The following is a 14,572-nucleotide window of genomic DNA, read 5'->3' on the forward strand; positions in this document are numbered from 1 at the left end:
GGCGGTGAGCTGAGCATGCACGGGAGAATTCGCACCTGGGGTCCTGGAGCCCTGGTGCTGCTGCCGACTGTGTTGCTGCTCGGGTACTTCGTGTACGGGCTGATCGCGTGGACGTTCAACACGTCGATGACCGACCGGCACACCGCGCGCCGAGGCGGCTCGGTCGACTACGTCGGGTTCGAGAACTACACGAACCTGTTCAACGAGGACCGGTTCCTCAACTCGCTGAAGAACCTCGGCGTGCTCACGGTGCTGTTCATCGTGGGCACGCTGATCTTCGGCCTGATCTGGGCGCTGCTGCTGGAGAAGGGGGTCACCGGCGAGGGCGTGTTCCGGTCGATCTTCCTGTTCCCGATGGCGATCTCGATGATCGCCTCGGGGGTCGTCTGGGGCTGGCTGCTGAACCCGTCCCAGGGTGACGACGCCCGCGGGCTGAACCGGCTGTTCCATCTACTCCAGCTGAACTTCCTGGAGAATTCCTGGTGGACCGCCGGGAGCAGATGGACCACGATGGCGGCCATCGCGCTGCCGGCGGTCTGGCAGCTGTCCGGGTACATCATGGCGCTGTTCCTGGCCGGCTTCCGGGGGATCCCGCCGGAGTTGCGCGAGGCGGCGCGGGTCGACGGCGCCTCGGAGTTCAAGCTGTACCGGCACGTGCTCTTCCCGCAGCTGTCGCCGATCGCGCTGTCGGCGCTGATCATCCTCGGCCACATGTCGCTGAAGCTGTTCGACCTGATCTACGCGATCACCGGGCCGAACCAGTTCCGCACCGAGGTGCCCTCGATCTACCTGTGGAACACCTTGCTGCGCGGCGACCAGGCCAAGGCGGCCGCCATCGCGATCGTGATGCTCGCGGTCGTCGCCGTACTCGTCATTCCGTACGTCGCGTACACGGTCCGGCAGGAGTCCAACGAATGACCGCCACGGAAGCGGCCACCGGCACCACCGCGACAGCGATTCGCCGGAAGCCACGGACCAGCGCCGACGGGACGACCCGGCTCAGCCGATCGGTCAAGTACCTGTTGCTGCTGTTCTTCCTGCTGTTCGTCCTCATCCCGGTGTACGTCGTGGTGGTCGGCAGCTTCAAGACGTCCAGCGACACCACCGCCGCCGCGCAGTGGAACCTGCCGCAGGTCTGGACGGTGGAGCCGTGGAGCAAGGCCTGGGACGTGCTGCAGCCGTACATGGTCCGGTCGCTGTCGCTGGCGATCCCGGCCGCGATCATCTCGTCGATGATCGGATCCATGAACGGGTTCGTGCTGGCCCGTTGGCGGTTCCCGGGCGCGAACATCGTGTTCGCGTTCATCCTGTTCGGGATGTTCATCCCCTACCAGGCGGTGATGCTGCCGCTGCGGACGACGTTCACCGAGCTGGACGTCACCCGCGGGGTGCCGACCCTGATCATCGCGCACGTCATCTACGGCATCCCGATCTGCACACTGATCTTCCGGAACTACTACGCCACGATCGTGCCGAACGAGATCATCGAGTCGGCCCGGGTGGACGGCGCCGGTCTGGTCCAGACCTACGGCCGGATCATCCTGCCGATCTCGATCTCCGGGTTCGTGGTGACGCTGATCTGGCAGTTCACCTCGGTCTGGAACGACTTCCTGTTCGCGCTGTTCCTCACCACGCAGCAGAACGGCCCGGTCACCCTGGGCCTGGCAGCGCTGGCGGGCGGGCAGAAGGTCGACTACGCGGCCAGCATGGCGGGCGCGCTGATCACGTCGTTCCCGACCCTGCTCGTCTACATCCTGCTCGGCCGCTGGTTCATCGGCGGCCTGATGGCAGGCGCCCTGAAGGGCTGACGTACGGCGTCTGCGGCCCGTGCTACTCGATACACGGGCCGCAGTCGGCTGGTGACGGCGTGTCGACCTAGTTATCCACAGGACGCGCGCAGGGGCCTGCGGCGGACTGGGGCTGGGCGGTAATGTCGCGGACGTGACCAAGTCACCACGAGGCCGGAACGGACGACCAAGCCATCTGCGGCTGGTCGGTTCCACCCCGGCTCCGCCCCCAGGACCCACAGCGGGTGTCGACGTCGACACCACGCCGAGTGTCGCCGTGCTGGAAACCCTGCTGGAAACGCTGTCCCTCGACCTCGCCGCCGCGCCGCGGGCCCTGCACCCGGTGATCGCGGAGGCCTCGGTGGCGCGATCCGCCGCCATGCTTGCCGACCAGCTGTGGCCGGCCGGGCGGCCGGACGAGATCGGTGAGGTGGAGCGGTTCTTCTGGGCCGACGCCGCCCGGGTGCTCGGCGAGCGCCGCGACCCGGAATCCTTTGTCCTGTTGACGAGTCTGGCCCGCACGGTCGGCCCGGCCGGGCGGTTGCCGCTGCAGCGTGCGCACCTGTCCCGGTTGCGGACCGAGCCCTGGGTGTCGGAGTGGGTGACCCGGATCGCCGGGTTCCGGCTGACCAGCGCGATCGTCTCCGAGGACATCACCGGCGACGGGCTGAGCGTCGTGCTGGACTACGACGACGAGCAGCATCCGCACACCGTGGTGGTGTTCATCGACAACAACCTCGGCGCGATCGTCAAGGACGTGTTCGTCGGCCCGCCGGTGGACCGGGTGCTCGAGGCGTACCAGCGCGGTGGCCGGGTGACGATCCGGACGGTCCGGCCGCCGACCGCGGCCGGCATCATCCTGCAGGCGCTCGGCGAGACCAACGACTACGACGACCCGCCGGTGACCGAGGACTTCGAGTTCTTCTCCGGCCTGCTGGTGAACCGGCTGACCCAGTTGCCGGAGCGCCCGATCCGCCCGCCGATCCGGCCGTTGCTGTCACCGAAGCAGCGCGAGCAGCTGGTCGAGGAGTTCCTCAGGTCCTCTTACGCCGTTGGGCTGTCCGACGACGCCGCGGACATCGCGCGGCTGTGGATCGACCACGCGGTGGACCACACGGTCGGCGGTCCGCTGCGGGTCAGCGCCGTACTGGTGGAGTTGTTCCTGGCGCACTGGCTGCCGCGCAAGGTGCTTGCTGACAGCACCTACTTCGAGGCGGTGCCGGTGGTGGTGAAGGCGTGGCTGGAGTTCGCGGGGGACCGCACCCAGCTGGCGCTGGACGCGATCGACGAGGCGGTCGACGCGGTGGACGTGTGGACGCCGGCCCTGGAGGCCGCGGCCATGGTCGACCCGGTCGGCTCCAAACCGGGCGAACGCGTCTTCCTCGACGAGTCGTCCAACGACCTCGAGGACGCCTACCGGGCGCTGTCCGGCCTCGGCACCCCACCCCAGCCGGACCTGCGCGGCCTCGACAAGTCCCAGGCCGCGACCCTGTCCGTCCTCGCCCCGCACGCCTGGCTGATGGCCGGCGAAACCCTCGGTACGACGTACGCCCCCGACGCCTTCGACATCGCCGAACGCCTCGTCCGCGACGCCCCCGACCTGCTCGCCAAAGCCCGCCTCTCCACCTGGCCGAGAGCCATCGTCTGGCTCCTCGCCCACCGCCATCGCCTGGTCGGCCCCGGCGAGCCCCTCACCCCCTACACGCTCGCCACCGACCTCTCCTCCTCCCCCGCCACCCTCCGCAAAACCGCCAAACTCCTCACCGACACCCTCATCCTCCCGCGCTGATCAGGGCGGATCCGCGGTCGGCTTCCGCTCGCCGTCGAGGTCGACCGAGTACTTCCCGACCGGTCGCAGGCACGTGGCGGAGCCGGCCTGGACGGTGCGCAGCACCTGACGTCGTCCGTTCTGATCGATCGGACCGACGACTTCACAGGCCTTGTGAACGTACGCCGGTCCGTTCCACTCGAACACGTCGCGACTGGTGCTCGGGTTGCGGGTGTTGGCCGGCCAGCCTTCGCGGTAGGTGATCAGGCGACGTACTCCGGCGAAGGTCGGCTCCTCGTAGGCATCGACGACCAGGCCGGTGCCACCGACGCTGCCGAAGGTCTGCACCGGCGTGGCTGACGGGTCGATCACCCACGCGATGCCGCTGTGGTTGGTGACCGCGAAGCTGACGAAGAGGTGGTTGGTCACGTCGGTGTCCAGCGCAGTCAGTCCGTACCCGGGCAGGAACGACTGGATCGGCGACTTCCAGCGCAGTTCACCCGACTTGTCGAAGACCAGTACGGCGGATCCCGCCGAGCTGCTCAGCTCCTCCTTGGTGACGAGGTCGACGCCGACCGCGGTCAGCTCACCGGCGCCGTTGGCGATCACAATCGACTTGGAGGTCCTGCACTCGAAACCGTCCTGCCGGCACTCCTCGATGGCCGCGCGGACGCGCTCGTCGAGACTCGGGGTCCCCTTGATCCAGCCGCCGACCCTCGACACCAGGTCGTCGCCGACGAGGAGGACGACGACGGCGACGATCAGCGCGGCCAGGGCCAGCCGGTTGCCGTCCTTGAGCCAGGACGACCGGGGTTGCTTCGGGGGAGCTGTGGGCGGCTGCTCGGTCTGGTCCGGGTCTGACACCGGGACATTCTGTCAGCGGCGCCGGGTCGCATGCTGGGCCGACCGCGGTGCGAGTTGAGCCCCGGCGGAGAATGGGGGCATGCATGTGCGTGCGCCGGAGCTCAAGGGTCGTGGGTGGCTGAACACGGGTGGGCGGGAGTTGTCGCTCTCGGACTTCCGGGGGCGCTTCCTTCTCCTCGATTTCTGGACGTTCTGCTGCATCAACTGCCTGCATGTGCTGGACGAGTTGCGGCCGTTGGAGGAGAAGTACGGGGATGCGCTGGTGATCGTGGGGGTGCATTCGCCGAAGTTCGCGCATGAAGGGGAGGAGGCGGCGGTTCGTGCCGCCGTGGAGCGGTACGAGGTGGGGCATCCGGTGCTGGACGACCCGGAGCTGATCACCTGGCAGAACTACACCGCCCGGGCCTGGCCGACGCTGGTGCTCGTGGATCCGAACGGCTACATCGTCGCGCAGTACTCCGGTGAGGGCCATGCCCATGCGTTGGACGCCCAGCTGGCGGAGCTGATCGCCGAGCACGAGCAGGCGGGGACGCTGACGCGGGGCAAGTCGCCGTACGTCGCTCCGGCGCCCGAGCCCACCGACCTCCGCTTCCCGGCGAAGGTGGTTGCTCTGGACAACGGGTTCCTGGTCGCCGACGCCGGCAACCACAGCATCGTCGAGCTCGCCGCCGACGCGACCACAGTGGTACGCCGGTTCGGCACCGGCCACCGTGGATTCGCCGACGGCCCCGCTGACCAAGCGGCCTTCTCCGAGCCGAACGGCCTCACCCGTCTACCGGCCGACGTCGCCGCCGAGCTCGGGTACGACGTCGTCGTCGCCGACACCGTGAACCACGCGCTCCGCGGGATCAACCTGGAGACCGGCCACGTCACCACCCTGGTCGGCACCGGCAAGCAGTGGATGGACGGCGACGGCACCGACGTCCTCAGCTCACCGTGGGACGTCGCCTGGTGGCAGGACAAGGTGTGGATCGCGATGGCCGGCGTACACCAGCTCTGGACCTTCGACCCGTTCGCCAAGGTCACCGAAGTCGCCGCCGGCACCACCAACGAGGGCCTGCGGGACGGCGCGCTCGACCAGGCCTGGTTCGCGCAGACCAGCGGGCTCGCCGTCGACGGCGACTGTCTCTGGCTGGCCGACTCGGAGATCTCCGCGCTGCGCTGGATCGACACCGAGGTGCACACGGCCGTCGGCACCGGGCTGTTCGACTTCGGCCTGCGCGACGGCAAGGCGAGCGATGCCCTGCTGCAGCACCCGCTCGGCGTGACCGTCCTGCCGGACGGCTCGATCGCGATCGCCGACACCTACAACGGCGCCGTACGACGGTTCGACCCGCGCACCGAGGTGGTCGACACGATGGCGACCGGCCTGGCCGAGCCCAGCGGTGCCGTTGTCGTGGGCAACGAACTCCTGGTGGTCGAGTCCGCCGCGCACCGGCTGACCCGGATCCCGCTCGGCGCCTCGGCGACGGCGGACGAGTTCAGCACCCGGACACAACGTCCACCGATGGACGTCACGCCCGGCGAGGTCACGCTCGAGGTCGTGTTCACGCCGCCGCCGGGGCAGAAGCTGGACGACCGTTACGGCCCGTCGACCCGGCTGCTCGTGTCGTCGACCCCGGAGAGCCTGCTCCGGGAAGGCACGGGCGACTCAACGGACCTCACCCGCAGGCTCGTGATCGATGAGCGGGTCGGCGACGGCGTGCTGCATGTCGCCGTACAGGCTGCGTCGTGTGACGACTCAGCGGAAGTCGAGTTCCCCGCGTGTCACATGCACCGGCAGGACTGGGGAGTTCCGATCCGCGTGACCCCGGACGGTGCCACGCGGCTCGAGCTGGTGCTGTCCGGAGCGTCTACTCCTTGACGTCGCGGTGGTGCTCCTCGACCACCCGGTACTCCTCCTCGATCGCCGGATCGATCGCGTCGGTCTCGACCCGACGGCGCCGGTTGGTGATGTAGAAGGAGAGCACGATCCCGGCCAGTCCGGCGAGGATCAGGATGTAGCCCACCACGGTCAGGTTGACAGCGTCCCACGAGTCCTGGACGGCGAAGGCGAAGATGGCGCCAACGACCATCAGAAAGATCCCCACACCGATGCTCATGGTCGTCCTCGCTTCGCTCCGGGCGCCCATGAGACACGAGGTGCGCTGTGCTCTCTGATGAGCTCGCTTCGCTCACTCATGTGAGCCTCCTAGTGAAGTGTTTCCTCACCGTCGAAACTACTCTGATCGCACGGTGTAATCCATGCACAACGCATGTCTGTTACACCACCGAACGCACACTCGGTACCCGTGCGTAAACGCTCTACCTGGTCTTCAGCTCGATGTCGCCGCTGGTGGTGGTGGCGGTGATGGAGCGGGAGCCGTTCGGGTCGTCGCCGAGGTTGTTCTCGACGTCGCCGCTGCGGGTCTCGGTGCTGACGTTCCAGCCGCCCACCGGCGCGATCACCTCGATGTCGCTGCTGGTGCCCTTCGCCCGGACGTCGTTCGCCTCGGCCAACTGGAGCTCGAGGTCACCCGAGGTGGTCTCGGCGGTGACCGGACCGCCCTTCAACCCGGACGCCTCGATGTCACCCGACGTGGCGGTGACGTCCAGCTTGCCGGTCAGGTCCTTCACGACCACGTCACCCGAGGTCAGGTCGAGCTTCACGTCGCCGGTCACGTCGCTGATCTCGATCGTCCCGGACCGCGACTGCGCGTCCACCCCGCTGACGCCGGTGATCGAGACGTCGCCGCTGCCGTTCTTGCCGGTCACCTTCGTCCCGCGCGGGACGGTGACCACGAAGTCGGCGTTGCACTGCCAGCCGCAGTCGCCGTCGAGTTTCAGGACGCCGTCCTCGACCGAGTAGGCATCCCCGTGCTTCCAGAACCAGAAGTGCCGCTTCTCCTGGACGGTCGTCTTGTCGCCGTCGGAGACCTTGATGGTGACGTCGGAGCTCTCGGCGGCCAGTTGGACCGTGCTGATCCGGTCGCCGAGCTCGTGGTCGTCGGTCGAGTCCCGGTCCCCGAACTGCCAGAATGCCAAGGCCGCCCCGGCCACCAGAAGCACTGCCCCGAGCTGCTTGGTCTCCGCCATCATCCGCCCCTTCGAGTCCCGGCCACGACCGGCCGTCCTGTCCGCTCGACAGTAGGCCGGGGGCCGGTGGCGCAGGATCCGGCAGATCCCCCGAGGCGTCCCTGAACCACACCTCAGGGACGCCTGAGGTCAGCGCCGGTACTCGCCCCGCGACACCGCATCGGCGAGATCGTCGTCGATGCTGCCGAAGAAAGTCCGCGCCCACAGGTCGTGGCCGTGCCAGTAGGGACCGTCGGCACCGGGCAGCGAGGCCGGCGCCTTGCCCTGCTTCAGCGCCCGCCGGCACTCGCCGCACAACGGCAGCGTCAACGTCGTCCCGTTGGCCTCCACCTGGGTCGGCCGTCCCGACGACCGCCCGTGCAGCGGGTTGAAAGCACACAACGCCGGTACGGCGTCCTGCTTCCGCCCGGCCGCCACCGCCACGGCCGCGTCGTACTCCCGCCGTGCCTTGTCCAGCAGCACCATCGCGCCGACCACGTCGACGAGATCCTCCGACGAGTCGAGCACCTTCCCGGCGGCCTGATGCGCGTCGAGCGCCGCCTGCTGGTGCCGCAGCCCCTCGCCCTCGGCGGCGGGTAACGCAGCCAGGTCCGAGCCCAGTGTGGTGAGCTCGACAGCCGTCTCGCCCGCCAGCCGTCGGCGTCGCTCGGCGGCCACCGTCGCGGCCACGTGCGGCGGGATGCTGAACGGCTTCTCCCGCCGTGGCCGGTCCTGTGGTCGCGAGCCCGGCCTACGCAGGCCGATGACCAGGCCCAGCCCGACCAGAGCGGCGATCCCCAGACCGACCAACAGCACTACCGTGCCGGCCACCGACTCCTCGTCCGAATCATCCCGCGACGACGACCGCGGGGTGGTCGGCTTGGTCGTGGCAGGCGGCAACGCGGGAGCTGCCAGCAGCTCGTACATCCGGGCCAGCACCTCGGTCGGCCCCGCGTCGTACCCGGTGTCGTCGAGCGCCCGCTCCCGGACCGCACGGAGCTTGTCGTCGTCCAGTTGCGGCAACTCGTGCGCCTCGTACCAGGGGAACCGCCCGCCGCCGTCGACGACCACGTACAACCCTGGCCGGTCGAGGGCGTCGATGATCAGCGTGAGGGCGCTGCGCTCCTTGCCCTGGAACGCGTCGCCGGGTGTCAACGGCAACACGATCGAGTACACCGGATACCCGAGCGCGTTCGCCTTCGCCAGCACGTCCTCGCGCAGGTTGTCCGGCAGGGCCGAGTCGTACGCCGGGTCGACGTACAGCGGCGTCTTCGCCAACACGGTCGCGATCTCCTTCGCCCGCTCGGCCGGAGTCTGGGCCCGCGCGGGGACGGCGGTCAGCGACACCAGCAGCGTGAGCAGAACGGTCAGGGCCAGCCGGGTTCTCACCGGGTTCCTCCAGGTCGTCGGGCCACCGTGGCCGCGATGGCGAGGACGACGCCGGCGAGCAGCGCGCCGCCCATCAGGCCGAGGACGACGCCGCCGATCCCGTTGCCGATCGCGGCGCCGACCGTAAATCGTTCGGGCTCCGAGGTCGTCTCCGGACGCGGCGGCAGCGGCTGGGTCCGGGCCGGCCTCGCCTCGTACCGGTCGTCCTTCTTGACGTCCGCGAGGTAGTCCGAGAGCTGACTGCCCATCGATTGCTTCGCCTTCGCGTAGTCGCTGGACGGCGCCCAGGCCGCGATCTCGTGCTCGACCCCGTGCGTCGTGTTGCTGTCCATCACGACGTACAAGCCCGGTTTGCCGTGCGCGGCGGCGAGCCGGCCGGCCAGCAGTTCGGTGTCGCCCTCCTCCTCGAACCACTCCCCGGTCGGTACGACGGCGACGTACACCGGGACCGGCGCGGCCTCGATCGCGCGGAGCAGCTCCGCCGACTGGGACGCGTCCACCACGGACGCAAAGTCCTGGTCGACGTACAGCGGCTGCGTCGCCCAGGCGGCGGTCGCCGCGGTGATCCGTGGATCCGCCGGGGCCGCGGCCCACGCCGTCCCGGACAGGAACACAACAGTTGCTGCAAGCAACAGGATCAGGCGCCTCACCGGACACCGTCCTGGAGTCGGGTGACCCGTTCGGGCAGGTCGTCGGACAGTGCGCCGAAGCCGGTCGCGACCATGACGTTGTCCTCGGGGTCCAGCGTCCAGTAGGGAACGTGTTCGCGGCCCAGCAGGCCGGACCGCTGCCAGACCTGCAAACCGTACGGCGTCTCGCCCTTGCCGACGATCCGCGCACAGGCCTGGCAGGCGGGCACCTCGATGTCGTCCGACCACTCGACCGTCATCGTCCCGGACCGGTGGGTCGGGTCGAAGAAGCACGGCGGCAGCACCTGGGCTCCACTCGCGCCCCGCTGGGCCTGGCGGGCCAGCACGAAGGCGCCGGTCACGGACAGCAGGTCGTCGGGCTCGCCATCCCGAAGTTTGCGGGCCGCGTCGAGGCGACGGTAGGCGTCGTCGCGCTGGTCGAGCACCTTCACCGACTTTCCGCGCCGCTTGTCCAACCGGTCGAGTGCCAGCTGCGCCCGCTCGATCCAGTCGTCCGCCCGGAACTGCATCTTGTCCACGGTCATCGGCTCGCCGCCGGCCGCGACGGGCTTCGAGCCCCGTCCCCCGCCGCGCCTGCGCAGGACGAGCCACAGCGTCAGCGCGAAACCGGCCAGCGCGCCGGCCCCCATGCCGATGAACGTGGACAGGTCCTCCAGGTCGGTGGCCGACCTGCCCCGACGCACCTCACGCTCCGGCTCCAGGTCGGCGGCCGGGATCGCCGGCAACGGGCGACCGTCGTACGCGGTCGCGGCTTGCTGGATCGACCGCACGATCCGCGGACCGGGCCGGTCGTCGACGATGTCGCGGTACCGCTCGTCGTCCAACTGGACCCGGGTGAGGCTGCGGCCCTTCAGCCCGGCCGGCCGGTACAACTCGTCCGTAAAGAACCAGTAGCTGTCCGAGGCCGTCGCCACCACGTACAGCCCTGGCTGCCCGACGCGAGCCTGCAGCAGCGTGATCAGGTCGCTCGACTTCGCCCGGGTGTACGGCGTCCGCGGCACGATCGCGACGTACACGGCGAAGTCGACGGTGGCCGCCGCCGCGCGGACCCGGTCCAGCTCGGGGATCGCGCGGAGCCGCTCGTCGACGTAGATCTTGTCGTTCCGCCAGGCGGCGGCGACCCGGTCGGCGAGCTGCGGGGTCGCGGCCCGCGCGGGGACAACAGGCAGGCACGCCAGGACGGCGAGCAGGGCGGCTAGGCGACACAGGCGGGCGAACATCGCGCACAGCGTACGACGACCTGACGTGGACACAGCACCACGGACGCACTCCGTGGACGAGAGGTTCCCCACTCCGAGCTGGCACGGCCCTGGCTCGGACAGGGGAAGCCGAGCCAGGGTCGCTGGGTGCCACGGGCAGAAACGTTCCTCTGTCGAGAGCTTCTTCACCAGGGCAGATCGCGGGGCAACCCGGGGCAGATCGATCTGCCCCGGAATGCCCGACCTCCGGCCCGATCCGCGCGAGTGATCGAGCCGGAGGAGCCGGGAAACTCAGAAGGCGGACTCCGGCAGGTCCATCACGTCGAGGTCGGTGAGCTCGGCCTTGACGCGCTCGGCGCGGACCGACGGCATCGTGGTCCGGACGAACCACTGGGCCGCGGCCACCTTGCCGGTGTAGAAGTCCTGCTCGGCCGCGGACAGCTCGCCGCCGAGCCGGTCCAGCGCGACCTCGGCCTGCCGCAGCATCAGCCAGGAGCAGACCACGTCACCCAGCACGTACAGCAGCCGCGAGGTGTTCAGGCCGACCTTGTAGATGTTGCGCGGGTCGCCGTTCTCCGCCTGCGGGTTGCTCGCCATCAGCGCCTGGCCCATCACCCCGAGGATCGTCTGGGTGTCCTCCAGGCCCTTCGCCAGCAGCCCGCGCTCCTCCTTCAGCCGGCCATTGCCGGCCTCGGAGGCGACGAAGCCCTGGATCTGCTCGGCCAGGTGGCCCAGTGCCTTGCCCTGGTCCTTGATGATCTTGCGGAAGAACAGGTCCTGGCCCTGGATCGCCGTGGTGCCCTCGTACAGGGTGTCGATCTTGGCGTCCCGGACGTACTGCTCGATCGGGTAGTCCTGCAGGAAGCCGGAGCCGCCGAAGGTCTGCAGCGACTCGGTGCCGAGCAGCGTCCACGACTTCTCCGAGCCGTAGCCCTTGACCAGCGGCAGCAGCAGGTCGTTCACACCCTCGGCGACGACGTCGTGCTCACCGGCGTACCGGGCCTGCTCGGCGCGGTCCTGGTACGTCGCCGTGAACAGCACCAGCGCCCGCAGCGCCTCGGCGTACGCCTTCTGCGTCAGCAGCGAGCGGCGGACGTCCGGGTGGTGGGTGATGGTGACCCGCGGCGCGTCCTTGGCCGGCTGGGTCAGGTCGGCGCCCTGGACCCGCTCCTTGGCGTACTCGAGCGCGTTCAGGTAGCCGGTGGACAGGGTCGCGATCGCCTTGGTGCCGACCATCATCCGCGCGTACTCGATCACCTGGAACATCTGCGCGATGCCGTCGTGCACCTCGCCGAGCAGCCAGCCCTTGGCCGGGATCCCGTCGCCGAAGGTGACCTCGCAGGTGGTGGACACCTTGATGCCCATCTTCTTCTCGACGTTCGTGACGAAGGCGCCGTTGCGCTCCCCGGTCAGCTCGCCCGTCTCCAGGTCGAAGTGGTGCTTCGGCACGACGAACAGGCTCAGGCCCTTGGTCCCCGGGCCGCCGACGCCCTCGACGCCCTGCGGCCGGGCCAGCACCAGGTGCACGATGTTCTCGGTCAGGTCGTGCTCGCCCGAGGTGATGAACCGCTTAACGCCCTCGATGTGCCAGCTGCCGTCGTCCTGCAGGGTGGCCTTGGTCCGACCGGCGCCCACGTCGGAGCCGGCGTCCGGCTCGGTCAGCACCATGGTGGCGCCCCAGCCGCGCTCGATGATGTGGTGCGCGATCTTCTTGTCGCGGTCCACACCGTTGCGCCAGAGCACGTGCGCGAAGTTGGGGCCGGCGGCGTACATGTGCACCGGCGGGTTGGCGCCCAGCACCAGCTCGGCGGCGGCCCAGCGCAGCGACGGCGGCGTCGGCTGGCCGCCCAGCTCGGCCGGCAGCTCCAGCTTGAACCACTCGGCGTCCATGTAGGCGTGGTAGCTCTTCTTGAACGCCTCCGGCATCCGCACCTCGTGCGCCTCCGCGTCGAAGACCGGCGGGTTGCGGTCGGCCTCGGCGAACGACTCGGCCAGCTCGTGCTTGGCCAGCCGGTCGATCTCGGCCAGCACCTCACGGGCGGTGTCGACGTCCATCTCGGCGTACGGGCCCTGCCCGAGCACCTCGTCCCGGCCCAGGACCTCGAGCAGGTTGAACTCGATGTCCCGCAGATTCGACTTGTAGTGGCTCACGCCTTCACCTCGCTTCGCTCGGCTGCGGCGTGAGCCAGAGGCTGCTGTGCATATTTGTTCGATCGCTTCGCTCTCTCACAGGGGTCCCCTACCTCTTGGCAGCGTTGTACTCACGAGTAACTTAAGTATATACCCGTGGGTAACGAAGACAAAGAAGTTTGTCCGGGACGTGATCCAGGAGACTTGTCCCGTGAAGCTGAGGCTGGTCTACGAGACGCACTCGACGACGCTCGACAACGAGCAGGGCATCGCCACCGGCTGGCTGCCCGGCGAGCTCTCCGCTGCGGGGCGGCGGGAGGCGGCCGAGTTGGGCGCCCGCCGCAAGGACGTCGACGTCGTGTTCAGCTCCGACCTGCGCCGGGCCGTGCAGACGGTCGAGGCGTCCGGCCTGGCGGCGCCGCACTTCCAGGACTGGCGACTGCGCGAGTGCAACTACGGCGTGCTGAACGGCGCGCCGCGCGGCTCGCTCGAGCCACGGGCGAATCGGGTGCAGACCCCGTTTCCGGGCGGGCAGAGCTACTGGGAGGTGATGGAGCTGACCCGATCGTTCCTCGAGGACCTCAAACGCTGGTACGACGGCCAGGTGGTGCTGATCGTCGCGCACTCCGCGAACCGCTGGTCGCTCGACCATTTGCTCGGCAGCCGGGCATCCCTCGAAGACCTGGTCGCCACTCCGTTCGAGTGGCGACCAGGCTGGGAGTACGTGCTTTAGGGGATGTAGACGGCGGAGCTGCCGTAGAGCTTGTTGGTGAACGCCGAGATGTAGCTCGCGCTGGTCGTCGAGGTGAGGTTGTAGGTGAGGAAGACGCCGTACCCTTCGTCGACCGTCCGCTGGGCGAGGCTGGCGGCGGTGGACGAGCTCGTTGCGGTGATCGACACGGCGGCGGGGGAGAGCCGGGCCTTGTCGCTCGGTCCGCTCGGGACCATCCAGGTGCCGTACCACGGGTTCCAGGCGTAGTCGAAGGTGTTCGCGATGCTCACGCCGTTGTAGCTCAGCCGGTCCGACGCCGGGCCGATGTCGTAGAGCGTGATGAGCTTGTTCGGCAGCTTCTGGCGCAGCGCCTGGACCAGGTAGACGAACGAGAAGTCGTTCGGCTGGCCGGTCCCGTTGTTGCCGTACTCGACGTACTCGTCGTCGAAGTCGATGCCGTCCAGGCCGTACTGGTTGACCGCGTCGGCCAGCTCCTGGGCGAACGCGTCGGCGGCCTGCTGGGACGGGAAGTTCGCGAAGCCTGCGCCCTGGTGGTTGCCGAGGATCGACAGCAGGACCTTGATGCCCTTCTGCTGCAGCGGCCGGACCTGGGTCGCCACGTTGTCGAGCACGTTCTGCACGTTCTCGTTGAAGTGCAGGTAGGCGTTCGTGCCGTCGTAGTTGATGTTCGCCGCGAAGATGATCGCGACGTCGAACACCTGGGCGCCGCCCTTGCTGAGCGTGTACTTGGCGGCGTTCGTCATGCTCTCGTTGTTGACCTCGATGTAGACCACCGAGATCGGTCCGGTCTTCGCGCGCGGCCGCGGCCTGGCGTAGGCGGTGCCGGCGGCCGGTACGGCGGCTCCGGCGGCGGTGGTCGCGGCCAGGGCTGACAACAGGGTCCTTCTGCGCATGAGCGGTGCACTCATCGATCGACTCCTCGTCATCGGGGCGGGATGCAGCTATATCGGTTAAGTCGCTCTCGCCGCCTGGCCGAATGCCCAGACGGCGAGAGAAGA

13 protein-coding genes are annotated in these 14,572 nt (G+C 69.0%); 5 read left to right on the top strand and 8 right to left on the bottom strand.

The window, feature by feature from the left end:
• The first annotated feature begins 15 nt into the window (after positions 1 to 15).
• The 3 genes from ACIBGM_RS09670 (at position 16) to ACIBGM_RS09680 (ending at position 3,576) form a co-directional block, all read left to right on the top strand.
• Entirely contained in the window at positions 16 to 918 is a 903-nt protein-coding gene (locus tag ACIBGM_RS09670; RefSeq protein WP_360514456.1) for a sugar ABC transporter permease, read from the top strand.
• Positions 915 to 1,808 (top strand): carbohydrate ABC transporter permease, encoded by an 894-nt coding sequence (locus tag ACIBGM_RS09675; RefSeq protein WP_360514459.1) that lies wholly within the window; start codon positions 915 to 917, stop codon positions 1,806 to 1,808. The genes ACIBGM_RS09670 and ACIBGM_RS09675 overlap by 4 nt, the downstream gene beginning before the upstream one ends.
• A gap of 133 nt (positions 1,809 to 1,941) precedes the next feature.
• Positions 1,942 to 3,576 (top strand): hypothetical protein, encoded by a 1,635-nt coding sequence (locus ACIBGM_RS09680; RefSeq protein ID WP_360514462.1) that lies wholly within the window; start codon positions 1,942 to 1,944, stop codon positions 3,574 to 3,576.
• Here ACIBGM_RS09680 and ACIBGM_RS09685 read toward each other — a convergent pair whose 3' ends face one another.
• Complete coding sequence (locus ACIBGM_RS09685; RefSeq protein WP_396385064.1) at positions 3,577 to 4,419, bottom strand: hypothetical protein; 843 nt, start codon at positions 4,417 to 4,419, stop codon at positions 3,577 to 3,579. It abuts the gene before it with no gap.
• Between the two features lie 79 nt (positions 4,420 to 4,498).
• On the opposite strand from ACIBGM_RS09685, the gene ACIBGM_RS09690 reads away from it, so the two are divergent.
• Positions 4,499 to 6,283 carry an NHL domain-containing thioredoxin family protein gene (locus tag ACIBGM_RS09690; protein WP_396385065.1) on the top strand — a complete coding sequence of 595 codons (1,785 nt, stop codon included), beginning with the start codon at positions 4,499 to 4,501 and terminating at the stop codon, positions 6,281 to 6,283.
• Here the strand turns inward: ACIBGM_RS09690 and ACIBGM_RS09695 are convergent.
• The 6 genes from ACIBGM_RS09695 to ACIBGM_RS09720 all read right to left on the bottom strand — a co-directional run bounded on the left by ACIBGM_RS09695 (position 6,273) and on the right by ACIBGM_RS09720 (position 12,862).
• Positions 6,273 to 6,521, bottom strand: coding sequence for a DUF6458 family protein (locus ACIBGM_RS09695; protein WP_360514471.1), 249 nt, complete (start codon positions 6,519 to 6,521; stop codon positions 6,273 to 6,275). The genes ACIBGM_RS09690 and ACIBGM_RS09695 overlap by 11 nt on opposite strands.
• A gap of 202 nt (positions 6,522 to 6,723) precedes the next feature.
• A complete protein-coding gene (locus ACIBGM_RS09700; protein ID WP_396385066.1) occupies positions 6,724 to 7,494 on the bottom strand; it encodes a DUF4097 family beta strand repeat-containing protein in 771 nt (256 codons plus the stop codon).
• Between the two features lie 129 nt (positions 7,495 to 7,623).
• Positions 7,624 to 8,862, bottom strand: a complete 1,239-nt coding sequence (locus tag ACIBGM_RS09705) for a hypothetical protein (RefSeq protein WP_396385067.1) — start codon at positions 8,860 to 8,862, stop codon at positions 7,624 to 7,626.
• On the bottom strand, positions 8,859 to 9,512 hold the full coding sequence (locus ACIBGM_RS09710) for a hypothetical protein (RefSeq protein ID WP_396385068.1): 654 nt from the start codon (positions 9,510 to 9,512) through the stop codon (positions 8,859 to 8,861). Before ACIBGM_RS09710 ends, ACIBGM_RS09705 begins: the two co-directional genes overlap by 4 nt.
• A complete protein-coding gene (locus ACIBGM_RS09715; RefSeq protein ID WP_396385069.1) occupies positions 9,509 to 10,732 on the bottom strand; it encodes a hypothetical protein in 1,224 nt (407 codons plus the stop codon). The genes ACIBGM_RS09710 and ACIBGM_RS09715 overlap by 4 nt, the downstream gene beginning before the upstream one ends.
• A gap of 270 nt (positions 10,733 to 11,002) precedes the next feature.
• Positions 11,003 to 12,862: an acyl-CoA dehydrogenase gene (locus ACIBGM_RS09720; RefSeq protein ID WP_396385071.1), complete on the bottom strand. Its 1,860-nt coding sequence runs from the start codon at positions 12,860 to 12,862 to the stop codon at positions 11,003 to 11,005.
• 190 nt (positions 12,863 to 13,052) lie between these two features.
• Here ACIBGM_RS09720 and ACIBGM_RS09725 point away from each other — a divergent pair, with 190 nt between their 5' ends.
• Complete coding sequence (locus ACIBGM_RS09725) at positions 13,053 to 13,574, top strand: histidine phosphatase family protein (RefSeq protein ID WP_396385072.1); 522 nt, start codon at positions 13,053 to 13,055, stop codon at positions 13,572 to 13,574.
• Here the strand turns inward: ACIBGM_RS09725 and ACIBGM_RS09730 are convergent.
• A complete protein-coding gene (locus ACIBGM_RS09730; protein WP_360514493.1) occupies positions 13,571 to 14,482 on the bottom strand; it encodes an endo-beta-N-acetylglucosaminidase H in 912 nt (303 codons plus the stop codon). The two genes, ACIBGM_RS09725 and ACIBGM_RS09730, sit on opposite strands and share 4 nt — an antisense overlap.
• Positions 14,483 to 14,572: the final 90 nt, after the last annotated feature.

Origin of the sequence: Kribbella sp. NPDC050470 (assembly GCF_044458365.1) — a bacterium.
GTDB lineage: Bacteria > Actinomycetota > Actinomycetes > Propionibacteriales > Kribbellaceae > Kribbella.

What these genes read in the sequence shown, in the direction of transcription:
- ACIBGM_RS09670 (WP_360514456.1), top strand. Translation starts at nt 16, where the DNA reads ATGCACGGGAGAATTCGCACCTGGGGTCCTGGAGCCCTGGTGCTGCTG.
- ACIBGM_RS09675 (WP_360514459.1), top strand. Translation starts at nt 915, where the DNA reads ATGACCGCCACGGAAGCGGCCACCGGCACCACCGCGACAGCGATTCGC.
- ACIBGM_RS09690 (WP_396385065.1), top strand. Translation starts at nt 4,499, where the DNA reads ATGCATGTGCGTGCGCCGGAGCTCAAGGGTCGTGGGTGGCTGAACACG.
- ACIBGM_RS09695 (WP_360514471.1), bottom strand. Translation starts at nt 6,521, where the DNA reads ATGAGCATCGGTGTGGGGATCTTTCTGATGGTCGTTGGCGCCATCTTC.
- ACIBGM_RS09700 (WP_396385066.1), bottom strand. Translation starts at nt 7,494, where the DNA reads ATGGCGGAGACCAAGCAGCTCGGGGCAGTGCTTCTGGTGGCCGGGGCG.
- ACIBGM_RS09715 (WP_396385069.1), bottom strand. Translation starts at nt 10,732, where the DNA reads ATGTTCGCCCGCCTGTGTCGCCTAGCCGCCCTGCTCGCCGTCCTGGCG.
- ACIBGM_RS09730 (WP_360514493.1), bottom strand. Translation starts at nt 14,482, where the DNA reads ATGAGTGCACCGCTCATGCGCAGAAGGACCCTGTTGTCAGCCCTGGCC.